A 26,083-nucleotide genomic window follows, 5' to 3' on the forward strand; every position below is an offset into this window, starting at 1 on the left:
TTGTATTGGATAATGATTATTTTCTTTTTACTATTTCGAATGGTACACGTATTGAAACGCCTTTTTTCATTAAGTTATTCAGATTGGGATATAAACGTTCTTTGAAAGAATCCCAATTGCGATGTTCCATTTGGGTCCATCCTGCTTCTGCCAGTGCCAGACCGCGGGGATAGGTCATATATGTCACTCGGTTAATGTCCTTTATTGCTTCTCCCCAAAGTGTTCCCATTACTCCCAGAATGTGTGCCTGTTCTGCTGCGGGTTTTCCGTATCCCGGATCAAACTGATAGCATGTTTCGAGTGTAGTTACCGGCATTCCCCAGTTATTAAATTCCGGAAGATCTCCTTTGAACTGCGGATAATCCAGATATGCAAATTCTCCCGGAGCCATAATCAGAGGGTTACCATGCTGTTGGGTCAGTTTCTGGCAAGTTGGCGTCAATCCGTATCTCCAGCTCACAAGTGTTACATTTTTAGGGTAAGGGAACAGATAATCGTTGGCCGGCATGCGAATGTTATCTAATTCACACCAGAGAATAGGGTATTTTCCATCAGCCTCTACGAAACTGAGCATACGGCTGAAAAAAGGAATCATTAATTGGGAAGCCTTTTCGTATTTCAGTTCCTTCATCATCTTTTGGCAACGTTCACATTTGGTCCAGTTCTTTTCTATAACTGCTTCGTCACCACCCAGGTGAATATAACGTGAAGGAAAGAGAGCACTTACTTCATCAATAATATCATTGTACACTTCATACACTTTTTCATTATTGGCACAAAGCATTAAGTTTACAGTCTCACCTACATTCTTTGCAATGGTATCGGTGTGTGTACATCCCAGTTCAGGATAAGCGGCTAATACAGCGACAGTGTGTCCCGGAATATCCAATTCCGGCACTATTTCAACATGGCGTTCGGCTGCATAACGAATCAGGTCGGCCAACTCTTCTTGAGTATAAAAAGATTGTCCTGCGGTAAGTTTCGGATGCTTTCTAATTTCGATTCTCCATCCTTGATCATCTGTCAGGTGAAGTTGAAGCACATTATATTTGTAGCGTACCATCTGATCGATGTAGAACTTTACATCTTCTATTGGTAAAAAATGCCGGGCAGGGTCTAGCATTAAAGCCCGGTAGCCAAAGCGAGGCGCATCATCGATACTGATAGGAGTCATTTCTTTCCGATTGCTGGAGCATACATCTCCCAAGAGAACTTGATCGACAGTCATTACACCATAGAAAACGGCTGCTGCACTGGCTCCGCTAATGGTCATCCCTTTCTGGTCAACTTTGAGTTGATAATGTTCTTTTCCTTCCAATTGTGGATCAATAATTAACCGGATGGGGGATTGGCGAGAGCCGGAAAGGGGAATGTCTACTTGCATGCGGTCTTTCAGTATACTTTGCAGAGTAGTAGCCGCAAACTTTAATTCCGGTTGTCCGGGGTGAATCGTGATGTTCTTACCTGTTAAGCTAAAAGGTTTACCTTGCACTTGCTCTATGTGATTGGGCATAGGCAACAGGGCTGAACGATTGTTTTGTGCGGTTGCTGTAAAAGCAAACAAGAGGAAAATCAGTCCTAAATAGTTTTTCATGGGGTTAATTTATTAATTAGTTTCGTGGCAAATATACAGTTTTTGTACGAGAAAACGGACACTTCAGCACAGAAAGAGAGTATGCCGATACTTTCTTTTCGATTAGAATTTTGCATAAAAATGTGAGATTCATTCGTGAAATAGAGAAAAAAGATAAAAATAGATCATTCTTATTAGGTAATATGAGCTATTTTGTTACCTTTGCGCCCCCTTATTCCATAGCGTAGAATAAGGTTAAGTGCTAATTAGATTTAACATGAGACTAAAAACAATCCTACTGACCACTATGGCCACCGGTTCATTTTTGTGCGAGCCTGTTGCTGCTATGTGTATTGAACCTCCCGCAACTCCTGATATGGGATGGTTTTTGAAAAAGAAAAAAAAGAGTAATCCCCAAGACAGTATTAAGGTTAAGAATGAGTATGAGAAATTAACAGGAAGCGATAGTGTCGTTCGTCGTGGTATGTTCAATGTATACCAAAAGAAGAACGATTATTACTTTGAGATTCCTTCCACCCTGTTGGGGCGTGATATGCTGGTGGTGAATAAACTGCAACGGGTACCTGCAGAACTGAATGAAGCCGGAGTGAATCGTGGAACTAATTATGAGAATCAGATGATCCGCTTTGAGTTGGATAAATCGGCTAATAAATTATTAATCCGTCAAAGTCGTCCGTTACCTATTTCACCATCTGAAGATGCCATTAGCCAATCGGTGAAGGATAATTATATTTCTCCGCTGATAGCCGGGTTTAAGGTAGAAGCATATAACAATGATTCTACCAGCATGCTGATTAAAGTGAACGATATATATGATGGTACAGAGACAAGCATAAATAACGTATTTACCAATATTAATCTTGGCACATCGGCCATCAAGAATTTATCAAGAATTCTATCCATCAAGTCCTTTGATAATAATGTGGTAGCAACCTCGGAACTGACTACTCGTGTGACCGAAGGTACTACTACTATCTATGTGACGGTAGAGGTTAGTTCCTCTATTTTGTTGCTTCCTGAAGTGCCGATGACCGGACGTTTGGATAATCCGCGTGTGGGATATTTCACTAATCCTCTGACTAATTTCAGTGATGGACAACAACGGGTAAATAAAAAACAATTTATTACTCGATGGCGTCTGGAGCCCAGGCCTGAAGATCGGGCAGCGTATTTACGTGGAGAATTGGTAGAACCCCGAAAACCGATTGTCTTTTATATAGAAAATTCGACACCTTATCGTTGGAGGAAGTATATTAGACAAGGAATTGAAGACTGGCAAGTAGCCTTTGAACGTGCCGGATTTAAAAATGCCATTATCGCTAAAGATATTACCGAGGACATGGAGGTAGATATGGATGATGTGAATTATTCTGTGCTGACTTATGCCGCATCTACCAAAGCAAATGCAATGGGACCTTCTATTCTTGATCCGCGTTCGGGAGAAATCCTTGAGGCTGATATCATGTGGTGGCATAATGTACTTTCAATGCTTCAGGAGTGGATTACGGTACAAACAGGTGTAGTGCGTCCTGAGGCTCGTGGTGTTGCTTTACCGGATAGTCTGATGGGAGATGCCATGCGCTTTGTTGCCTGTCATGAAGTGGGACATTCACTCGGACTGCGCCATAACATGATGGGGTCATGGGCTTTTCCTACAGATTCTCTCCGTTCGAAAACATTTACCGACCGAATGAATTCGACTTCATCGTCTATCATGGATTATGCCCGCTTTAATTATGTGGCACAGCCGGGTGATGGTATAAAGGCACTTTCTCCTCACATCGGGCCGTATGATATGTTTGCTATAGAATATGGTTATCGTTGGTATGGCAAGCAAACACCGGAAGAAGAAAAAGAATTGTTGCAGGATTTTTTAGCGAAACACACTGATCGGCTTTATAAATATAGTGAGGCACAGGATCCGCGGGATGCCGTTGACCCTCGTGCACAGAACGAAGATCTTGGCGATGATCCGATCCGTTCTTCACAGTATGGCATTGCCAATTTGAAATGTATTGTTCCCCAAATCATTCAATGGACAACTACCGGAGAGAAAGGACAGACGTACGAAGAGGCTTCTCGTTTGTATTATGCCGTTATTAATCAATGGAATAATTATCTTTATCATGTAATGGCGAACATTGGAGGTATTTATATTGAAAATACAACGGTAGGTGATGGTGAGAAAACTTATACGTTTGTGGAAAAGGAGAAGCAGCAGGCTGCTTTGAGGTTTTTGCTTGATGAGGTGCTATGCTATCCGAAATGGTTGTTCGACCCTGAAATAGCTCAATATACTTATCTGCTTAAAAATACTCCTTTGGGAGTAGTAGAGAATGCCCCAACACAAGTGCTGAAAAATGCACAGGCTTATGTTTTCTGGGATTTACTGTCGAATAATCGCCTGATGCGTATGCTTGAGAATGAATCGGTAAACGGGAAAAAAGCCTTCACAGCTGTTGAATTGATGGATGGTTTGCATAAAAGTATTTTTGCTGTAACAGAGCGTGGTGGACTGCCCGATGTTATGACACGTAACTTACAGAAAGGTTTTGTAGATGCATTGATTACTGCTGCTGCCGAAAGCGAGGGAGTGAAAGTTAACAAGAAATTGATTGATAATCACTTCTTGTTCGACCTTCAGACACCGATTTGTAGTTGTGATGACCATGCACATCGTTCGGCACATACTGATCGCATGGGGGCTCGCCGTGAACTGAATTTTTATGGGTCTCAGATAAACCGTATTTCCGATGCCATTTCAGTAAAACGTGGTGAATTGCTTCGCATTAAAGATTTGCTTCAAAGCCGTTTGGGCACATCGGATGTAGCTACCAAATATCACTATAAAGATTTGATTTTACGCATAAATACTGCGTTGGGCATTTCGAAATAAAAACACCAAAACACAAAGTTCTCTCTGACAAACACTCAACGAATTTATTTGCTGAGCGAGGGGCTTTGTGTATTTATACCAAAACAGACAGTTTTCAAAATGAGTATTAATTTTATAGGATGTAACAAATGAAAAGACACGTTTTTATTCTTTTATTGTCTTTTGCCGGAGTTTTGACTTCTGCTTTTGCTGCCAGTAGGCAAGTACAAGGAGTGGTGATCTCTTCAGAAGATAATATGCCGTTGATCGGTGCTTCTGTCTATATAAAAGCAGAAGACCTGTCGAAAGATGGTAATTCTCCGACAATAACAGGAGTAATTACCGATATAGATGGAAAATTCAATATTTCAGTACCGGAGGGGGTGACACGTTTATTCTGCAGTTATGTAGGACATGAAGTACAGGAACTCAAGCTCGTTCCCGGAAAAAATCAATATGAAATCACTCTTTTCCCATCAGCTCAGATGCTTGATGCTGTGGTAGTGACTGGTTATCAGACAGTGGAACGCCGTAAGTTGACAGCAGCTGTCGGGAAACTGAACATTTCGGATGAAACCATCGGTGCTGTGAAAAGTATTGACCAGGCACTGGCCGGGCAAATTGCCGGTCTTTCCGTAACCTCTACTTCCGGAGCACCGGGTGCACCTGCAAAAATACGTATTCGTGGAACTTCGTCATTGAATGGAACTCAGGATCCATTGTGGGTATTGGATGGTATTCCGTTGGAAGGTACGGATGTACCTCAGTCGAATGTATTGAATGATGTTTCTAATATACAGCAATCGTCTATTGCCGGACTGAATCCTGCAGATATTGAAAATATTACCGTGCTAAAGGATGCGGCAGCTACAGCCATTTATGGAGCACGTGCTGCAAATGGTGTAATTGTGATAACGACTAAAAAAGGAAAAGTGGGAAAACCGGTGATTAATTTCTCCTCGAAGTTTACTTATATACCTACATTGAGTACAAACCGACTCAATATGTTGAATTCACAAGAGAAAGTAGATTTGGAACTTGAATTGCTTCGTTCTAATTTTGCGTACGGTGACAATAAGGGGGGAGTTTCTAAAATAATTTCCGGTTACGGATTGACTGATGCCTATAAAAAAGGGGGGTGGGGTGCGCTGACTCCCGAAGCCCAAACGGATATAAGTCGGTTGCGGAATACAGAAACTGATTGGGGCGATATTCTTTTCCGCGATGCATTCAATCAGGAGTATAGTTTAAGTCTTTCGGGAGGTAACGAACGGGTGACTTATTATACTTCTATCGGATATTATCAAGAAAATGGTAATGTTAAAGGCGTCGGGCTGGATCGTCTGAATGTTGTAGCGAAGACTTCATATAAAGTCAACCGGATGTTGAAATTCGGAGTTTCTTTATTTGTTAATCGCCGTAACAATAAAACCTACCTGACCGATACTTATGGATTGGTGAATCCGGTATACTATTCGCGTAAGGCTAATCCATACTATCAACCTTTCGATGCAAACGGAAATTATGTATATGATTTCGATGTTCAGAACAATTCTGATACGGATTTAGGGTTTAATATTTTTGAAGAGCGTAAAAATACTTCGAATGAGGAAACGATTAATGCGCTTTCGTCTATTTTTGATGCAGAGTTACGTTTTAATGATAAACTGAAGTTTACAACTCAACTTGGTTTGCAATTGGATAAAGCATCGAAAGAACAGATTGCCGATAAGGAGAGTTTTTCAATGCGTATAATTCGCAAAAACAGTAAATATTGGGATTCTGCCTCTCAAAGCAATAAATACTTTATTCCGGACGGAGGAGTGCATAAAGCGTATGAGAATACGAACTCCCAGATTACCTGGAAAGCAATGGGAGAGTACCGGGACAGTTTCAATGATATCCACGAACTGGAAGTAATGGTAGGTACCGAGTTGCGTAAAACTTGGTATGAAACACTTTTCTCTGCAGGATATGGTTTTGATCGCCAGACGTTGACTACAAAACCGGTTGTCTTTCCGGATGAAGACCGTGCCAGACAGTTTCCTCTTCATCAGAAAACGTATAAAGAAAATGCCTATGTCTCTTTCTTCTCTACAGCTTCCTATTCGTTGATGAACCGTTATACATTCGGAGGAAGTATCCGTTTTGATGGTTCTGACTTATTTGGCGTAGACAAGAAATACCGTTATTTGCCTCTGTACTCTGTAAGTGGATTATGGAGATTGTCAAATGAACCTTTTATGCAGGGAACTAGAAAATGGATGGATAACCTTGCATTCCGTGTTTCGTATGGTATTCAGGGAAATATTGATAAAAATACATCTCCCTTTCTGTTGGGTAAATATATTGTAGATAATATTTTACCGGGTGGTTCGGAACATATGATTGATATAAATTCTGCTCCAAACAAGAAACTTCGTTGGGAGAAAACTCAATCAGTAAATGTTGGACTTGATTTTTCGGTACTCAATCAGGCGCTTAATCTGAGTGTAGATTACTATTATCGTAAAGGTACAGACCTAATCGGAAAACAAATGCTTCCACTTGAAACCGGCTTTGTTTCGACCAATATAAACTGGGCAAGTATGGTCAATAAAGGTGTTGAGGTATCTCTTTCTACGCGAAACGTTGCAACAAAAAATTTCTCGTGGTATACTAATTTAAATTTTGCTTATAACAATAACAAGGTATTGAGAGAAGCTATTCCTGAAGCGCAAACTATTCCGGGACGTGAGGGGTATCCGGTAGATGCTATCTTCGCGATAAAAACTGCCGGTCTGGATGAAGAAGGTTATCCTTTGTTTTATGATAAAGAAGGGAAAAAAGTAACTTTGAAAGAACTGTATCGCTTGCAGGATCCTTTTGGATTAGGTTTTACGGTTAATTCGGATGTAACTCCGGCAGAAGAACGTAGCTTTTATTCGTATATTGGTTCACAAGATACTCCTTATACGGGTGGCCTGATCAATACATTCAGTTATAAAAATTGGGAATTAACAGCCAATTTATCATTTAATCTGGGAGGATATGTGCGTACAACGCCTTCCTATAATTTCATTAATTTTGATAGAGGGCAGAACGTAAATAGTGATATTTTAGATCGTTGGACTCCGGAGAATACCGATGGGCGTCTGCCGGCATTAATCACCAGCGAGAAACGGGCTGACGAGTATTATTGGTATGATCAGAAGAGCGAAATTTACAAGAATTTAGATATTTGGGTAAAGAAATTAAATTATTTCCGGTTGCAAAATTTGCGTTTAGGTTACCGTCTACCTGAGAAAATGACTAAATCTTTAGGAATGGGATCGGCTTCTGTGGCTATTGAAGGACGCAATTTACTTGTTTTTGGTTCAAGTTATAAGAATTTTCTTGATCCGGAGTCGATGTATAATCCGTATGCACCGCCTATCCCTAAATCAATTACGTTTAGCTTGAATTTAAATTTTTAATCATTAAGTCGAAAAAAAGAAGATGAAGAAAATATATGTTTTGGCTTTGTTGAGCTGTCTGTTGATGTTATCAGCTTGTGACAGTTATCTTGATATCAGACCCGTGGGGAGCGTGATTCCTCAAACCGCTGAGGAGTATCGTGCTTTGCTGGCACGTGCTTATCTGAATGTGCCCAATGACAGAGGGCTGGCTTGTCTTCGTTCTGATGAAATGTTGGTTAATGATAATGAATATGACCGAAATTCGTATGGAGACATTGAACGTTGGAACGATGTGTCACCATTTCCGGGAACCAGCCAGTTTACCTGGTCTAATTTCTATAATGTACTTTTTATTGCTAATCAAGTAATTGAGAGTCAAAAGGAGATTACAGAAGGAACTCCGGAGGTCGTGAATCAGTTGGTGGGTGAAGCTCATTTGCTTCGGGCTTATCTGCATTTTGTATTAGTGAACCTGCATGGACAGCCATATACGAAGTCCGGTGCTTTAAATTCAAAATCAATACCTTTAAAATTGGACACGGATCTTGAAAAAACGTTGGGACGTAATACGGTAGAAGAAGTTTATACTTCTATTTTATCGGATATAGAGCATGCCCGTGAATTAATAAATAAGGAAAAGTGGGAAACTGTCTTTTCATATCGGTTCAATGTTTTGTCTGTAGATGCGTTACAGTCTCGTGTCAGCTTATACATGGGAGCATGGCCGAAGTGTTTGGAATCGGCCGAAGCAGTATTGGCAAAGAAATCTGTTCTTGTCGATATGAATGAAACTCCTTTGGCTCTTCCCAATCATTTTGAGTCGGTTGAATCGATAACTGCTTTGGAACAGGTTATGGGTTCTTCTGTCAACAATGCTGTGTGGGTACCTGCTACTTTTCTGGCTCTTTATCAGGAAGGAGATAAGAGATTGGCCGCTTATTTTGCTGCTCCGGATGAAAATGGGAACCGAAAAAGTTCTAAAGGAGGAAAAAGAGAGTTTTCTTGTACTTTTCGTGTAGGTGAACTTTATCTTAACGCAGCCGAAGCTGCAGCAAACATGGATAAACTGCCACATGCACGTATGCGTCTTTTAGAATTAATGCGGAAGCGTTATACTCCCGAAGCATATGCCAAGAAAGAGAATGCAGTGAATGTGATGGATAAAAATGCCTTGATTAGTGAAATACTGAACGAGCGTGCTCGTGAATTAGCTTTTGAGGGACATCGTTGGTTTGATCTTCGTCGTACTACACGTCCTCGGATGGTGAAAGTACTTCAAGGTAAAACTTATATATTGGAACAGGACGATCCTCGTTATACAATTCCTATTCCGAGAGATGCTATTGCTGCCAATCCGGGATTAGCTAACTAATACACATGAAAATCTGAACACACACAAACCCAAGCCGTAGAGTTTATAAAAGGACCCTACGGCTTTTTAATTAATATATTATTCTGTGTTACCAAGCTGGGATATAGTCTTTAGCTATTTCATAGAGGATGTGGAGATGGACTCTATAAAATGTATGTAAGGAAACTCTTGACAGTCTAAAAGTATAAAATCAAAACTTTAGAAAAATCAATCGGACTTTTTTTAGATGGTATATATGGTATTATCGACAGACAGACGAAGAAAAGGATCTGGCAAATAACCTTTATTGCATTTATCAATGGGTAATAAAGAAGCAAGAGGACAAATGAAATTTATGGTGGAAATATAATCCTGTTAAGGATAGAAATAAAAAAGGAGTACCGCCGTACTCCAACCTTTGTTAACCTTAAAATCTAATACTATGAAAAACACATTGCAAATGTACGTACTTTGGTTTAAATAGCAAATTATTCAGAATGGAAAATGTGTTTTATAACATACTTTAAACAAACCAGAACTTATTGCAGACGTTTAAATAGGTATTTTCACTTTGTTTATGTACAGAGAGGGCGTATAAATGAGTCTTATTTTGCTTTATTTTTTTTATTTCCTCTGAAAGTTCTTCGTTTAAAGGAGGCATTTCAAAATCTGACATCATTACTAAATCGGCATTTCGATAGGACTTTGTTTTTAGAATGTGTATTGCGTGTAGAAGTGCGGGAGTTAAATCTGTACCCCCATGAAAACTTTGACAAAGAAAGTTTGCCAGTTCCTGTATATTTTGTCCCAGACGTTCGATTTCGATACAAGCTATGTCGTTGGAGAAATTTATAAGATAACATTTTCGATCTTGTTGTTCTGTAAGTTCTGCAATGGCAAGAATGGCCGATTTCACGAACTCTTCTCTTTCTCCACTCATGGATCCTGAAGTATCCACGCAAATGATAAATGGGCCTGATTGTTCTTCTACAATTTCATTCCCTTGTATTTTTATATCTTTAATGCGATGTTGATCTTTTGATTCATAATCCATCATTTGCAGCTTCTTCTTGTTGAATCGCTCAAAGAAAAGTGGTTGCAAAGCAGGATCTGACAGATAACAATACTCTATGGGTAGGAGGCTGTTTAAATCATTACCTTCACATACTCCGGTAATATCACTTTTAGTGGCATGAGTGATGATTTGTTCCCGGTGGATACCTGCAACCATACGGAATTTCTTTTCTTTACCATAATGCTGCTTTCCCAGTATCTTTGTCAGTTCTCTGATAGCCGGATGATTTTTGGCTATTTCATCATAATGAAACAGTTGTTTGGCAAGTTCTTGGTGTGTTCTCAACAGCCACATTAAACGGGCATTGCCTCGTTGGGGAAGTTGATCTGCAATATTTTTCTGTAAGCGATAGAATCTCTCACAAAGATTGTTGATACGTTCTATTTGGTAATTATATTCATTATTTGCCAACAGGTGATACCATTTATCAAAAAAAAGATTACGAAGGTGTTTCCACTCTTTTGATCGTTTTTTGAGTGTATGAAATCGGTCAATATAATATTGAAGATTTAAATCACCACGGTTATATTTCATTTGTAGAGGGTAAGCCGAATTTTCAAGAAAGCGTAAAAATGCACTGTCTGTAAGCTCATGTCCCTCGTAAAAATGTTCCCACTGTGTAGCGTAGTGTGAATAAAACTCTTGTAGAGAAGGTTGTGTATGTTGATAATAAGACATAATTTCTCCCTCAAGTTCCTCTTGTTTCACGATACCATTTTGAAAATGTGACTCGTATACTCTATAAGCAATGTTTTTCAGCTTCTCTTGATAAATCTCCCTGAGTTCTTGTAGCCTAATATTCCTTATTTTCCAATCCATGCGTATAAGCTATTTCTCTGATTTCATTTTGGTAAATTTCCAACATTTCTTTTTGTCTGTTTAATATTTGTTTGACCATATTACGTTGTTTGTCATCCATGAATAGATGTTCTTTACAATAGGTCAGTTCAATGTCGGTCATGCGCTTTAATTCGTTCTCCCTGTTGTGATATAAATCGATCACTTCCTGAAAACGAAATTCAAAGGGTAAAGAGGCTTCTTGAGGGTAAGCTATGTCGTATCCTGCGTTGCAAGCTAGTGGATACTCTTGATTGTTGATGAATACAGAACGTGTGCCTTTCTTGAGTGAAACTATGGCTGATTGGGATATGTTCCGGTTGCGGACATGGTCATATACTTTTAATATCCAGTTAACAGGACGATATTTATCTCTTTGAATGTAAAATAATTTTTGAGTATCTTTTTGTAAACTTTGCTAGTCGGAAGCAAAAATCAACAGATTGCCTGCTACAGGATATCTTTCAATTTGATGATAGAAGGTGTCTACAATTTGCAGGGCCGTATCTTTTGTTTCACGCAAACTGTGTTCTGACTTCATGTCTTCCCGAATACTGCTCAGCTTTTGTTCTAAAGTCCGTTCGCCACAAAGATAATGGCTGATACATTCGTCAAGTGCCGATGACACCATTTGTTCGATAATTGGTATTTGTTCTATTTCATTCCATAAGCAATGAAGTAATAAAGTACAATCTGAAAAGCGGATGGTATCTGTTTCATTCAGAAAAGCAGAAGTTCTGAGCAGCGATACGATTTTCTTCCATCGACGGTCGGAAATATAGAGCGTTGAGTGTGGAACCTCTTCTTTCTGTATGTTATATTTTTCAATTTGCCGCTTGATGGAATGAATTAATTCAAAAACAGTATAATGTATCTTGATTTGGCTGATTTGAGTTCTCCAATCTGTATATTGTTCTTCTGTAATAGAAAGTCCGGTGGGAATTTCTGCTTCCATGTCATTGACAGAGGCTATCATTTGATCGAAAGCGAATTCCTGTTCGATATTCCCTATAAAATAGCGTATTAAGAAACGATCCCACAGGGCTTCTAACCCTTCTCCCTGAGCCGGCAATTCATTGGAAGCTGCAATTAGTCCTTTTAATGGTAACTGTATGGTATATTGTCCATTGCGGTATACTTTTTCGTTGATAACTGTTAGCAGTGAGTTTTGTATGCTTGGTCCTGCTTTCCATATTTCATCTAAAAAAACGATTGTTGCCGAGGGGAGATAACCTTCGATAATGCGTTCGTATTTGTCTTCATCTTTCAATTTAGAGATAGATACCGGACCGAATATTTCATCAGGGGTGCTAAAACGAGACATCAGATATTCAAAAGCAGTACTTTGGTCGAAAGCCAGTTTCAAGCGCCTTGCAATAAGGCTCTTGGCAACTCCCGGAGGCCCGAGGAAGAAAATACTTTCTCCTGAAATTGCGGAGAGTAGTGATAATGCGATGGGATGTTCTTTTTCGAAAATTCCCTTGTTCATGGCATGCAACAATTGGGTGATATGTGTTTTGACAGTTTTCATGTAATCTCTGAATTTTGTGCAAATTTAAGAGATTTTTCTGCCAAAATCAGGCATAGTTGTATTTTTGTCTATCAATAGGTTCTATAAACATATATTCATAAGAAAGTGTTATCGATTGAAATTGGTGAAATAGAAACAATATCGTATCTTTATCACCTGTAATAGCATATAGAAAGGAGCTTTATCTATGGAGTTGCGTACTGTCAATGTCACTCGTTATATTATGCCTCTGCGTGAAGGTGGTTCACTGCCTGCATTGGCAGAAGCTGATGACAGTTTTAAGTATGTTGTCAAGTTTCGGGGAGCGGGACATGGAACCAAGGCATTAATTGCAGAACTGATTGGCGGTGAGGTTGCACGAGTATTAGGCTTTCGTGTACCGGAGTTAGTGTTTTTGAATTTAGATGAAGCTTTCGGACGTTCGGAGGGTGACGAAGAGATACAGGATTTATTGCAAGGAAGCCGCGGATTAAATATGGGACTACATTTTCTCTCAGGGGCTCTACCATTCGATCCGGTTGTCACTGAAGTTGATGAAAAACTGGCATCACAGGTGGTATGGTTAGATGCTTTATTGACTAATGTAGATCGTACAGTGAAGAATACCAATATGCTTATGTGGCATAAAGAGTTGTGGTTGATAGATCATGGTGCATCTCTATTTTTTCATCATTCATGGGTCAATTGGCATAAACATGCACTTAGTTCTTTTACCCAAGTTAAAGACCATGCCTTATTGCCGCTTGCCGGTAAGTTGGACGAAGTGGATGCCGAATTTCGGAAATTACTGACTTCGGAAAAAATACGTGAAATAGTGGATCTGATTCCTGATAGCTGGATAGAGTGGCGTGATAAAGATGAAACTCCTCAAGATATTCGTGATATCTATTATCGTTTTTTGAAAGAAAGGATTGAACATTCTGAAATATTTGTAAAAGAAGCACAACATGCCAGAAAAGCATATTTATGAATACGCCGTTGTTCGGATAGTTCCGAAAGTGGAGCGTGAGGAATTTATCAACGTTGGGGTTATCTTGTTTTCTAAACAGGCTGCCTTTATCCGGATGCGTTATGAAATTAATAAGAAGAGGTTGGAGGCCTTATCACCGGAACCTGATATCGATTCTTTCCGGAAATATTTGGAGGCTTTCAGTAAAGTGTGTGCAGGCTGTCCGACGGGAGGAGTCATTGCTAAACTGGAAGTTCCGGAACGTTTTCGTTGGTTGACAGCCCATCGTAGTTCCTGCATTCAGACCTCAAGACCTCATGTTGGCTATTCTGACAATTTAGAGGAAACATTGGAGCGGTTGTTCGAGGAATTGGTTCTTTGATCCTTTTATCCTTTTGCTTCCTGATACATGAATCGTTTAATGCTCTTCTTCGCTGTTTTCTCAAACTCCTCGAAGTGGATTTTGATTTTAGTAATCTGACAGTAGGCCGGAAGTTGTTGATTGAGTTCTATTCGGTTGGTTTCCATTATCTTCTCAATATCGCTTTGCAACAGTCCGTGTGCGAAAGCATCGTCAAAATCCGGGTAGATTAGTGCTACAAGTTTATCTTTCTGGAGTAGAACCAACGATTCGGACACATAAGGCATGTTATTAAACTTGCTTTCTATTTCTTCCGGATAAATATTCTGCCCGCTTGAAGTAAGTAACATATTCTTGCTCCGACCTCGTACTGTTACATATCCTTCCGAATCCATGGTAGCCAAATCTCCAGTGTGGAGCCATCCGTTTACATCGATGATTTGTGAAGTGGCCTCCGTATTTTTGTAGTATCCCAACATTAAGTTTGTACCTTTACAAATAATTTCTCCTGCAATATTTTCCGGATCAGGAGAATCTATTTTCACTTCCATTCGGCTGGTAGCTTTACCGCATGAAGCCTGTTTGAGAGTTTCCCAGCGGCTGGAACAAATGATGGGACCACATTCTGTCATACCATAGGCAATGGTGTATGGAAATCCTATTTGTTTAAGAAAAGCTTCCACTTCTGCATTGAACGGAGCTCCTCCGATAATAATTTCATCAAAATTTCCACCAAAAATTTCCATTGCTGCCTTGCCGGGCAGCTGCTTTAATTTTATCGTTAACAATGGGTACTCTCAGCAACAACTTACCTATTTTATTATCCAGTTTGGGGAGAATATCTTTTTTAATAATCTTTTCTACAATCAACGGTACACAAGCAATTACTCTCGGTTTGATTTCGGCAAATGATTGTGCAATGATTTTGGGAGACGGCATACGTGTCAAGAAGTAGAGGTGTGCACCCGCAGAAAATCCGTAAAGAAAATCGTAGACCATGCCGAATACGTGCCCCATGGGAAGCATCGAAACGATGTGATCACCAGGTTTTACCGGAAGCATCTCGTGACAATAAGCAATGTTTGACCAAAGACTACGATAGGGTAACATCACTCCTTTGGAATAACCTGTTGTTCCTGATGTGTAATTTATAACAGCCAGCTCTTCCGGCATATCTTTACGGTAGGAGATATGTTCCGGACGAAAATTTTTAGGATATCGCTGTCCATATATCTCATTACGGTGTTCATGTGCATATGTCAGTTTGTCATTGCGCGACACAAGTGGAGTAAAGTCTGTCAAAGAAGATATACCTTCAAGTAAAGGCATCCGATCTTCATTAAGGTTTTCCCATACCTGATCACCTACAAAGAGGAGTTTTGCCTCAGAGTGATTGACGATATTATGGATATTGTCAGCCTTAAATTCATGTAAAATGGGAACAATTACAGCACCATAAGTCACGGTGGCCAAAAAGGTTACAGCCCAATGGGCGCTATTGCGGCCACAGACAGCGATCTTATCACCCGGTTGAATACCGGCCATTTCTAATATAATGTGAAATTTGGCTATTTTGCGGGCTACATCCTTATATTGAAGGGTGATTCCTTTGTAGTCTGTCAGGGCGTTTGCATCCCAGTTGTTTATGATGCTTTGTTCAATATAACCAATGAACCGTTGTTCTTGTTCCATTTTGTAATTTCTGCACATTCAGTTAAAAACTGCGCAAAATTAATATTCTATTAACGGAAACCGAATTCTCTCGTAAAGTTTTACGTTAAATTAACGGAGGGTAGGTCATTCTATTTATCGATTATCTAAGATAGAATGAACACAGAGACACGTTCTGCCAATATCGAAAATGATATGTGGATTTCACGTTCTCTGTGTTTTTATCATGATTTTCTATTCATTCTTAACCGTTTCCTGCTTATTTTTCTCTGAGATCAGCAGCAGTTTGTCTCCTACATGTAATTTTAGTGTGCCGTTGGGGATAAGAAATTCATCACCACGTTTGACGATCATTACTAAAGTACCTTTTGGCAAATTCATATCTTTCAGGGTGTCTGCCTCATTCAGCATTTCCATAGTAATGGTCATATCCGAAAGATCAGTATCTATCTCTTCCGGAAGTTCTACACCGAAGTCATTTCCGGTCTTTTCGAGTGGAGTGGACAAGTGTAACAAGCGTGCCACAAACGAAACACTTGTTCCTTGTACAATCAATGAAACAATCGTAATAAAAAACACGATATTGAAAATCATATTCGATCCTTCCACGTTTGCCACTACCGGATAAGTTGCGAAAATGATGGGTACAGCTCCTCGTAGCCCTACCCACGAGACAAACAGACGGGATTTTAAAGTAATCTTCCTAAATGGTAAAAGACAAAGGAATACGCTTAATGGTCGTCCGATAACGATCATGAATACTCCGATAAGCAATGCTACAACGGCAACTTCAATCATTTCGTGAGGATTGACAAGCAGTCCTAACATAAGGAACATAATGATTTGGAACAGCCAGGTCAGACCATCCATGAATGTTGCAATTTCCTTTCGGAAAGTTATTTTATGGTTACCTACCATCATGCCGGCAATGTATACAGCCAAATACCCATTACCGCGAAGCAGATCGGTGATGGCAAAAGTGAAGAATACAAAAGACAATAACAGAATGGGATAAAGTGATTGGTTATCGATATTTATTTTGTTGAGTATCAATATCGCCAGTTTTCCCAAGATATATCCGGCAGCAGCACCTACCAAGAATTGGATGATGAATGAACCGATTATGTTGCCTGTACCCATGCCATCTGATTGAATGAATTGTATCAGGACTATGGTAAGCATATAGGCCATTGGGTCGTTGCTTCCGCTCTCCAGTTCAAGCATAGGACGTAGGTTATGTTTCAGATTCATCTTTTGCGAACGGAGGATGGCGAATACTGAAGCAGAATCCGTTGACGACATGGTAGATGCAAGTAATAGGGAAGTGATCAATGGAAAGTGGATATTGGTCCAACTCATTCCCGAAAGATACCAAATGAATAATCCGGTAAAAAGTGCCGTGAGAAATACTCCCACTGTTGAAAGTACGATTCCCGGAGAAAGAATAGGACGAATTTCTTTGAATTTAGTATCCATACCTCCGGAGAACAGAATGACGCTAAGGGCAACCATACCTATAAATTGGGCTATCTTGGCATTATGAAATTGTAATCCCAATCCGTCGCTTCCGAAAAGCATACCTACAAGAAGGAATAATAATAAGGCCGGCACTCCGAAGCGATATCCGGTTTTTCCGACAACAATGCTGACAAATAGTAAAATAGAACCAATGAGTAGAATGTTTTCAGCGGTAAAAATCATAAGCAATGAGTACTAAGGGTTGTTAATTTGTTATTTTACATTTCACTGTGCGAAGTTACTTAAATTATGTAACAAATAGAAACGCTCTTTGGATGTATTTATGTTCCAAATAGCTGTAAAATAGTTTAAAAATGTTATTTTTGCAGCTTAAATAATATCATTCTATTCTATATGGATTCAAATCATCTTTCTCCTTTACGCAAAGGAGTAGTAGGAGTACAGTTCCTTTTTGTGGCTTTTGGAGCTACTGTACTTGTCCCCTTATTGGTCGGGCTCGATCCTTCTACAGCTTTGTTTACTGCCGGTATCGGCACACTTCTTTTTCATCTGGTAACAAAAGGGAAGGTCCCTATTTTTTTAGGTAGTAGTTTTGCATTTATTGCTCCTATTATTAAAGCAACCGAACTGTATGGACTTGCCGGCACACTTTCGGGAATGGTAGGCGTTGCAATGGTCTACTTTGTTATGAGTGCTTTAGTTAAATGGCAGGGTATCAGGTTGATCGAGCGCCTGTTTCCACCGGTAGTTATTGGTCCGGTAATTATATTGATAGGGCTTTCACTTGCCGGGACTGGAGTGAATATGGCAAAGGAAAACTGGACATTGGCGTTGCTTTCGTTGTTTACTGCCGTGATTGTATCTATTCGGGCGAAGGGACTATTGAAGTTAATACCTATTTTTTGTGGAATTATTGTGGGATATATTGCTGCGCTGATCTTTTATGATGTTGATATGTCGGGAGTCAGAAACGCTGCGTGGTTGGGTTTTCCACAGTTTGTGTTTCCACAGTTTTCGTGGGAACCTATTTTGTTTATGATGCCGGTGGCTATTGCTCCGGTGATAGAACACATTGGGGATGTGTATGTGGTAAACACTGTGACGGGAAAAGACTATGTAAAAGATCCCGGGTTGCATCGCACACTATTAGGTGATGGCTTGGCATGTCTTTGTGCCGGTTTATTGGGAGGACCTCCTGTAACTACCTATTCGGAAGTTACAGGAGCCATGTCGCTTACTAAAGTGACGAATCCTCAAGTAATAAGAATAGCGGCGATTACGGCCATTCTGTTTTCCGTAATCGGTAAAGTCAGCGCTTTATTGAAGTCTATTCCTTCGGCTGTATTAGGAGGAATCATGTTACTCTTATTCGGTACGATCGCTTGCGCGGGAATTGCTAACCTTGTCAATAATTGTATTGACTTGAGCCGGACACGTAATATCATTATTGTCTCGCTGACTCTGACTATTGGCATCGGTGGTGCCGTATTGGCATGGGGCGAATTCTCACTGTCGGGAATCGGTCTTGCTGCATTGGTAGGAGTAGGCTTGAATCTGGTACTGCCAAGAGAAGAGAGATGAATGAAAAAAGTAAGAAGAGGTGTCAGTGCTCATATTCACCACAGGATTACACAGATAAATAGATTAAGTTCACTCTGTGTTACTCTGTGGTGAATTATAACGCTCCTCTTACTTACTTGTACATTATCATGCCAAAAATTTTGCAATATCTTCGTCTGCTGTACTGATACCGCCAATTCCAAAATTATCGATCAGTACCTGCTTCACGTTAGGAGATAAGAATGCAGGAAGCGTCGGCCCTAAATGAATCTTTTTCACTCCAAGTGCCAACAGAGCCAGCAGAACAATAACGGCTTTTTGTTCGTACCACGCAATGTTATATACAATCGGAAGATCATTGATGTCTTTTAGTCCGAAGACTTCCTGCAACTTCATAGCAATTATAGCCAATGAGTAACTGTCATTACACTGTCCTGCATCCAGTACACGAGGAATGCCATTAATATCCCCCAGAGGTAATTTATTATATCGGTATTTGGCGCACCCTGCTGTCAGGATTACCGTATCTGCCGGTAGCTTTTCTGCAAACTCTGTGTAGTAACTGCGACTTTTCATTCGCCCGTCACATCCGGCCATAACAAAAAATTTACGGATAGCACCGCTTTTTACTGCTTCAACCACCTTATCGGCCAGTGCGATTACTTGCGCATGAGCAAATCCACCTACAATCTTACCACTTTCTATTGCCACTGGTGGCTGGCAACGCCGTGCATGTTCAATAATAACGGAGAAATCTTTCTGCTTTCCGTCTTTTCGTTCGGGTATGTAGGTAGCACCTTCCAAGCCGGTTGCGCCTGTCGTATAGATGCGATCTTTATAAGTCGCATTCGGGCGTGGTGGAACAATGCAATTAGTAGTGAAGAGGATAGGACCGTTGAAACTTTCAAATTCCTCTTTCTGTTTCCACCAGGCATTACCGTAGTTTCCTGCCAGGTGTTTATATTTCTTCAACTGAGGATAATAATGAGCCGGTAGCATTTCACTGTGTGTGTATATGTCGATACCGGTACCTTCAGTCTGTTGCAACAGTTCTTCAATATCTTTCAAGTCATGTCCACTGACAAGGATACCCGGATTGTTTCGAACACCAATGTTTACTTCGGAGATTTCCGGATTTCCGTAATGGCTGGTATTGGCAGTATCGAGTTGGGTCATAGCCTGCACACCATGGTTACCCGTAGCGAGTGTGAGGGTTATCAGTTCGTCCACAGTAATATCTTCGCGGGTCAATTCAGCCAAAGCATATTGCATGAATGCAAATATCTCCGGATTCTCATATCCTAAGTTATAGGCATGCTCCACATAAGCAGCCATTCCTTTGATACCATAGTGAACCAACTCCTTCAATGATCGAATGTCTTCGTCAGAAGTTCGCAGCACCCCCACCGTTTGGGCTTTCTCTTCAAACTCTGTTTCGTCACCATACCAAGTACATTCGTCGGGCGCATGTTCTATTGTGACTTGGTTACTTAGATCTTTCTTTAGCTCCAGTCCTTTCTTTATTTTCTCGATAATGGCGTGTTTATCAAAGTTGGCATTTGTAATGGTAGTGAACAATGCGTCAAAGATAAACTTATCTGCCCGGGCAGAAGAACGTCCATCTTTGCGTAACGCCTGATTGTAGACTGCGATTCCGCGTACTACAAAAAGCAACAAGTCTTGCATATTGGCTACTTCGGGAGTTTTCCCGCATACTCCGCTTAAGATACAACCTGTACCTTTTGCGGTTTCCTGACACTGAAAACAGAACATACTCATAATTTTTACGTATTAATAGGTTTCTTTTCTGGATGCAAAGATAGGAGGAGGATTTGGGGTAATTCTGTAACCAATGTTACAAACAAGAGAAAAAAGATTGGAAATCTTAGAGTTTGTTTAAGAGACTGTTTTAATTTTCCTCCGGAATCATTTCAGTCCGTTATTTCGATAACGAGGATGTGGCAACCGAACGTTACTCCATAAGCGGACCTTCTGTCCGGGTGATACAGGCAGGTATCAAAGATCCGGACGCTTGAGTGACTGATACAAAGAGGAGCTTTTGTACACTCTTCCTACAAAAATGCATTTCGATCTTCCATCTTCCACCTTCTGTTTTGGTAGAGAAAGCAAGCGCAATGGTTTGATATATAGTGTGATGTATCTATTATTCTATCTGTTTATGCCTATAAAAGCATTTTGTTTTCCTCCATGTCTTTAGCGAAAAAGGTCCGATTCTCACTCTGTTACCGTTCCATCTGTCTGATACTTAAACAGGCTTTAAATTTTGCTCAAACTTATTGTATCAGTTGCATCATATCTTCTTTTCTCAAGATATGCACTAATTTCCTGTCCGTTTTGATCAGGCCGTCATCCTGCATATGAGCCAGCTCGCGTGCCAGAGAGGGACGAGATACTCCGAAATAATCAGCCAGTTCCTGTTGTGAGCGGTCAAGTTGTATCGGACTGTCTCCTTGTTGTTTCAACATCCGTAGCAGATAGGAAGCAAGTTTCTGCCGAATCGTCTTAAAGGACATAAAAAACAGTTTGTCAGCAAGTGTTCGGGCATAATTGGCAGAAAGATTCATGTAGTTCTCTAAGAATTTCTCATTCCGTCGAAATAATTTCAGTACGCTTTCTTTCGGAATTTCGAAAACTTCGGTAGCTTCGTTTGCTGTAACTTCTACCGGGTAGCGATTGTCTGCACCAAATAAGAAAAGAGGGGCAATTGCACGAGGAGCAATAATATCTTCCACTTTAATCAATCTGCCCGAGTAATCGATCATTTCTCCCCGGACACTGCCTTTCAGTAATATCATCAGCCGATTGCATACATCACCTTGCCTGGCAAGAATGTCTCCTTTACGGAACATGCGGAGGTGAGATACGATTCCGTCAAAATCACGGGAAAGCGTTTCTGGAGAGATTCCATGGAATAGGGGGTTGGTAGCGAGGTAGGTCATAATTTTAAGATTGAAATGATATTATTAATAACAGAAATCTTTTCTTATTGTTTGCCGGATATCCTTGCTATTACATTGTTAATGATGCAAGTAATTACACTATGAATCTATGTACTTATTTAAATTTCAGAATAAATTTAGTTTCTTTGCCTTGCAGCAGAGTGATGCTTCCACCTGACAGACGCATGATCTGACGTGAAATGCTCAATCCGATACCACTACCTCCTTCTTTGGTGGTAAAAAAAGGAATGAATATATGATCTGCTATATCTGAAGGAATGGCAGGGCCATTATTTTTTATTTCAATCAATACTTCTTCAGCAGCATTACATCGTCCTTGTATTTCAATCTTTCCATCGGCCTGTGCATCGATAGCTTGTATGGCATTTTTCAATAGATTAATTACTACTTGCGAAATCAGATTTTCGTCGGCATACACAATCAGATCAGCAGGAGCAATATCTATATGGAACGTTATGTTGTCACATTTGTTTTGATGGCGTGCCAGCTCTACCATTCGGTCAATAAAAGCTTTTACATAAAATAAGGATGGTTCCGGGGTCGGGATACGGGTAAAACGGCGGTAGGATTCCACGAAGGAGAGCAGGCCTTTTCCCGTAGTACTGATTGTTTGTAAGCCCCGGCGTATTTCTTCATCCCGGGTATCGGCCAACGATAGTAGTGTTTCGCTAAGAGAGGTGATGGGAGTAACCGAATTCATGATTTCATGAGTCAATACACGTGTCAGTCGTATCCACGAATCGATTTCTTTTTCATCCAATTCACTGTTGATGTCGTTAAAAGCGAGAATGCGCAATTGTTCTTCACGAACAGTGATGCCTGATACACGAATGGATAAATTGATTGTACCCCGTTCATTGTTGAAAATAGTTTGTATTTTATCTCCCGGACGGCAGAATTCTATTTTCTTCATCAGCTGTATATCCACTTTGTTCAGTTGGCGGATATGGGTAAACACATTTAATCCGAGCAGGCGAAGCGCTTCATTATTTTTTTGATAAACCGCTCCATTTTCATTGAGAACGAGTACACCGGTGTTTACACAGTCCATTATCAGTTCGTAATACTTTTCTTGTTGTACCGTTTCCGACTTTACATTATATAATATGCGTCCGACCCGGTTGAGTGCACGGTTGACCTCTCGGGTCTCAGGCATTATCTGCTCTTCCGGGAAGTGAATGGCGCTGTCATTGTTCTCGAGGGCGTCAATCATGAAAAGAACTCGTTTGGTATGAATACGGTAAAGTGAAAGTTGCCACCAAATGCTGAATAGTAGCAAACAGAGGCTCAATCCCATCCAAATGAAGTCTCTGTCGGCATAAGACAGAGCTGCAGTTATGGCGAAACAGAGGCTTAGTCCGAGACGAAACCAATAGCGCTCTGTGAGTAACTTTAAATGGATTTTCATAAACCAAACTTTTTCATCTTATTATATAATGTTTGGCGGGTAATGCCTAATTGGGCGGCTACAGCCGAAAGGTTTCCTCCACATTTGTCGAGAGCCTTGCGAATCATGGCCTTTTCCATATCTTCAAGAGTAGAGGTCTCTGTTTCCGGGTTCTCCGTTTTCTGCACTAATTGGAACATTTCAGCGGGGATGGTTTCACCATCGCTAATAATGACTGCTTTCTCAATGGCATGTTCCAATTCGCGGATATTGCCATACCAGGCATGTGCGGTCAGTTTCTCGCAAGCGGCCGGACTCAGGCTGATAGAGGCTTTGTCATACTGTTTGCAAAAGCGGGCTATAAAACGCTCAGCTAGCGGAACAATATCTTCTTTACGTTTGCGAAGTGGAGGAATTTCTACATGAATGGTGTTGATACGGTATAATAAATCTTCACGGAATAAGCCTTTGTCTACCATCTCCTGCAAGTTTCGGTTAGTTGCGCAGATTAGGCGAATGTCTACGGGGATAGATTGGTTACTACCTACACGAACTATGCTTCTCTGCTGAATGGCTGTCAGTAGCTTAGCCTGCAAATGAAAGGGAAGGTTTCCTATTTCGTCAAGAAACAGGGAACTTCGGTCTGCTGCTTCAAACTTACCTGTACGGTCGGCATGGGCATCGGTAAAAGAACCCTTCACATGCCCGAACAATTCACTCTCAAACAAGGATTCGGTGATAGCACCCATATCAACGGATATCATGCTCTCGGCAGAGCGTGGTGATAAAGCATGGATCTCACGCGCGAGCATTTCCTTTCCCGTTCCGTTTTCACCTGTTATCAGTATATTCGCATTGGTCGTTGCTACTTTCTCAATCAACGTGCGGAGCTGCTGCATAGCACTGCTTTCACCCCAATACATGGCAGAAACCGGAGATGATTCTTTTTTGCGATTCTTTTTCTTTCCGTCTTTTGCTTGTGAAGCGGCATTTAAAAGAGTTTCCAACAGCTTTTGATTATCCCATGGTTTCACTACAAAATCAGATGCTCCTTCTTTTATCCCCCGTACGGCAAGATCAATATCAGCATAAGCTGTGAATAGTACTACCGGAAGGTCTCTGTATTGCCGTTTGATTTCATGTAACCAAAACAGACCTTCGTTACCATTATTGATTCCGGAAGTGAAATTCATGTCCAATAAGACAACTTCCGGGTTTTCTTCTCTAAGCACTGTGGACAGACTGACAGGAGAGGATAAGGTAATGACTTTCGAAAAATGATTTTTCAATAGTAATTGTACGGCTGTCAGCACTCCTTTATTATCGTCAACAATGATGATAGTTCCCATTTTGGTCAATAGAATATTAAATACGAATAATAATTTGTCGGCAACAAAGTTAGCAACATTTCCTTATTCTTATGAATTTCGAAAGAGTTTAAATAAGGTGTCTTTGTCTTTATGCACCTAGTTTTACTTCCGTATCAACTAAAGCCATTGGAATTTAAGTCCGAAGGATAAACTCAGATAATCCCGAGCCCGCAGGTAACTGTTGGTTACGCGGCTGATCAATAATAGGTCACAGGTACTCAGCTCATAAAAGAGAGTCACAGATTTTGCAAAGAACCGGCGTTCTCTATCTATATCGTATGTCAGCCGTTGTCCCAGAAAGATGTGTGTGCGTATCTTGGACGAGAATCCGTAGTATCCTTCCGGATAACGGCTAGGCTCGTGTACCCAGAATTCGTGTCCGAAAACAGTGTTAAAATAGATACCACATGCCAAAGGTTCGGTTGAAAATCCTTTCCCAAGCTCCAGGCTCCAAGGCATGTAATTTTGTTTTAAGGTCATGGTCATCTTAGCCCGATGGGAGTCATGTTTGGGTATGAAGCCGAAGAACAGATCCGTTTCCCACTGATCTCTTTTTCCGTAATCCCAACCGGTTCCGAACGAGAACATTCCCATGTTGCCCGCATATTGTATTTTGTTGTGTGTAGGTATAAGTGAATTCCATCCTTTACGAAAGCGGTGAATACGTTTGTCATATTTGCTGTATTTCGACTGTGTTGTCTGGATGGTATCTATCTTTTGTTTGGTATCGTTTTTGTCGGTTTGTGCAGCGACGTTTTCTGTGTAAAACAGCAGCGATAGTACTGCCATGCCAATAATGGAATTAAAATTCAACCACTTCATAATCATAACCATCAGGTTTTATCGTGAATACTAAATAACTGCGATTTTTCATACAATTGCTTCCATAATACATCACGCCATCGTCAAACACATCTGACGCACTGATCCGATGTTCGTGAGCTACAGTGCAAAATTGCAAACCGGGAAATTGGCGAACATACATTTGAAACACTTTGGCCACATTGTTATTGAACTGATCACAAAGGGGACGGGCATGCATACAGAATACGGTTTTATTAAATTCGTCGGCACGTTCTGTGAGTTGTCTTTCAATATAGTCAAAATCAGGGATCGGTTCCGAATAATCATATTCCATTGCGTTGGTATTGAGGCATACAAATTTCACACCTCCGGCTATGAACGAAAAGTTTGTATCGCCGAATATTTGCCGGAATGCATCTTCTCCGGTTCCCAAACAATCATGGTTTCCGATAAGTCCTACATAAGGAACCTTTAGTTTATTCATTATATCCCTTTGCCAAAGAAATTCATCGGTAAGTCCGAAGTCACTGAAGTCGCCTCCATGAACTACAAAGTCGATGTCGTCTCTTTTGTTGACAGCGTTTACAAAGTCAACGGTTTCGTCATACCAGCGTTGCGAGTCACCCATGGCGATAAAGCGTATAGTAGACTTTCCCAGGCATTTGGCTTCGATCTTTTGAATATTTTTCGCATTAATGTCTCTTTCTCCTTTTATGTCGACGTCATATGGATGATAATCTATCAAGTCACATCCGGCAACTAGCAGACAACAAAGAAAGATTGCGGTAATTCCTTTTATTTGTCTCATAATTTTTATTTTA

Annotated in this window: 15 protein-coding genes and 2 pseudogenes; 6 read left to right on the plus strand and 11 right to left on the minus strand. The window is 40.5% G+C overall.

Annotated elements, in window-relative coordinates:
* Nucleotides 1-16: 16 nt before the first annotated feature.
* Nucleotides 17-1,594, minus strand: coding sequence for a beta-N-acetylhexosaminidase (locus BSHG_RS07420; RefSeq protein ID WP_008660080.1), 1,578 nt, complete (start codon nt 1,592-1,594; stop codon nt 17-19).
* A 256-nt stretch (nt 1,595-1,850) separates the two neighbouring features.
* Between BSHG_RS07420 and BSHG_RS07415 the strand changes: the two genes are divergently transcribed.
* The 3 genes from BSHG_RS07415 (at nt 1,851) to BSHG_RS07405 (ending at nt 9,278) form a co-directional block, all read left to right on the plus strand.
* Nucleotides 1,851-4,490, plus strand: coding sequence for a zinc-dependent metalloprotease (locus BSHG_RS07415; protein ID WP_008660082.1), 2,640 nt, complete (start codon nt 1,851-1,853; stop codon nt 4,488-4,490).
* 128 nt (nt 4,491-4,618) lie between these two features.
* Complete coding sequence (locus tag BSHG_RS07410; protein ID WP_008660084.1) at nt 4,619-7,924, plus strand: SusC/RagA family TonB-linked outer membrane protein; 3,306 nt, start codon at nt 4,619-4,621, stop codon at nt 7,922-7,924.
* A 22-nt stretch (nt 7,925-7,946) separates the two neighbouring features.
* Nucleotides 7,947-9,278, plus strand: a complete 1,332-nt coding sequence (locus BSHG_RS07405) for a RagB/SusD family nutrient uptake outer membrane protein (protein ID WP_005794243.1) — start codon at nt 7,947-7,949, stop codon at nt 9,276-9,278.
* 502 nt (nt 9,279-9,780) lie between these two features.
* Here the strand turns inward: BSHG_RS07405 and BSHG_RS07400 are convergent.
* Complete coding sequence (locus BSHG_RS07400; RefSeq protein ID WP_005817735.1) at nt 9,781-11,151, minus strand: VWA domain-containing protein; 1,371 nt, start codon at nt 11,149-11,151, stop codon at nt 9,781-9,783.
* A pseudogene (locus BSHG_RS0220535) lies at nt 11,126-12,700 on the minus strand (AAA family ATPase). Before BSHG_RS0220535 ends, BSHG_RS07400 begins: the two are co-directional and overlap by 26 nt.
* Nucleotides 12,701-12,887: 187 nt before the next feature.
* On the opposite strand from BSHG_RS0220535, the gene BSHG_RS07395 reads away from it, so the two are divergent.
* Both BSHG_RS07395 and BSHG_RS07390 read left to right on the plus strand, forming a co-directional pair.
* Complete coding sequence (locus BSHG_RS07395) at nt 12,888-13,670, plus strand: HipA family kinase (protein ID WP_005787419.1); 783 nt, start codon at nt 12,888-12,890, stop codon at nt 13,668-13,670.
* Entirely contained in the window at nt 13,648-14,031 is a 384-nt protein-coding gene (locus tag BSHG_RS07390) for a DUF3037 domain-containing protein (protein WP_005787420.1), read from the plus strand. Before BSHG_RS07395 ends, BSHG_RS07390 begins: the two co-directional genes overlap by 23 nt.
* A 5-nt stretch (nt 14,032-14,036) precedes the next feature.
* On the opposite strand, the pseudogene BSHG_RS0220540 reads toward BSHG_RS07390, so the two are convergent.
* Nucleotides 14,037-15,702, minus strand: a pseudogene (locus BSHG_RS0220540) (long-chain fatty acid--CoA ligase).
* Between the two features lie 213 nt (nt 15,703-15,915).
* A complete protein-coding gene (locus BSHG_RS07385; protein ID WP_005787423.1) occupies nt 15,916-17,382 on the minus strand; it encodes a potassium/proton antiporter in 1,467 nt (488 codons plus the stop codon).
* A gap of 171 nt (nt 17,383-17,553) precedes the next feature.
* On the opposite strand from BSHG_RS07385, the gene BSHG_RS07380 reads away from it, so the two are divergent.
* A complete protein-coding gene (locus tag BSHG_RS07380; RefSeq protein ID WP_005817724.1) occupies nt 17,554-18,741 on the plus strand; it encodes a uracil-xanthine permease family protein in 1,188 nt (395 codons plus the stop codon).
* Between the two features lie 126 nt (nt 18,742-18,867).
* Here BSHG_RS07380 and hcp read toward each other — a convergent pair whose 3' ends face one another.
* The 6 genes from hcp to BSHG_RS07350 form a co-directional block, all read right to left on the minus strand.
* A complete protein-coding gene (gene hcp, locus BSHG_RS07375; RefSeq protein WP_008660090.1) occupies nt 18,868-20,499 on the minus strand; it encodes a hydroxylamine reductase in 1,632 nt (543 codons plus the stop codon).
* 515 nt (nt 20,500-21,014) lie between these two features.
* Nucleotides 21,015-21,680, minus strand: a complete 666-nt coding sequence (locus BSHG_RS07370) for a Crp/Fnr family transcriptional regulator (RefSeq protein ID WP_005787429.1) — start codon at nt 21,678-21,680, stop codon at nt 21,015-21,017.
* Between the two features lie 115 nt (nt 21,681-21,795).
* Entirely contained in the window at nt 21,796-23,109 is a 1,314-nt protein-coding gene (locus BSHG_RS07365; RefSeq protein ID WP_008660093.1) for a sensor histidine kinase, read from the minus strand.
* A complete protein-coding gene (locus BSHG_RS07360; protein WP_005787435.1) occupies nt 23,106-24,437 on the minus strand; it encodes a sigma-54-dependent transcriptional regulator in 1,332 nt (443 codons plus the stop codon). The genes BSHG_RS07365 and BSHG_RS07360 overlap by 4 nt, the downstream gene beginning before the upstream one ends.
* A 138-nt stretch (nt 24,438-24,575) precedes the next feature.
* Nucleotides 24,576-25,286: a hypothetical protein gene (locus tag BSHG_RS07355; RefSeq protein ID WP_005787437.1), complete on the minus strand. Its 711-nt coding sequence runs from the start codon at nt 25,284-25,286 to the stop codon at nt 24,576-24,578.
* On the minus strand, nt 25,261-26,070 hold the full coding sequence (locus BSHG_RS07350) for a metallophosphoesterase family protein (protein WP_005787439.1): 810 nt from the start codon (nt 26,068-26,070) through the stop codon (nt 25,261-25,263). Before BSHG_RS07350 ends, BSHG_RS07355 begins: the two co-directional genes overlap by 26 nt.
* Between the last annotated feature and the right edge of the window lie 13 nt (nt 26,071-26,083).

The sequence above is a fragment of the Bacteroides sp. 3_2_5 genome (assembly GCF_000159855.2).
Lineage (GTDB): Bacteria > Bacteroidota > Bacteroidia > Bacteroidales > Bacteroidaceae > Bacteroides > Bacteroides fragilis.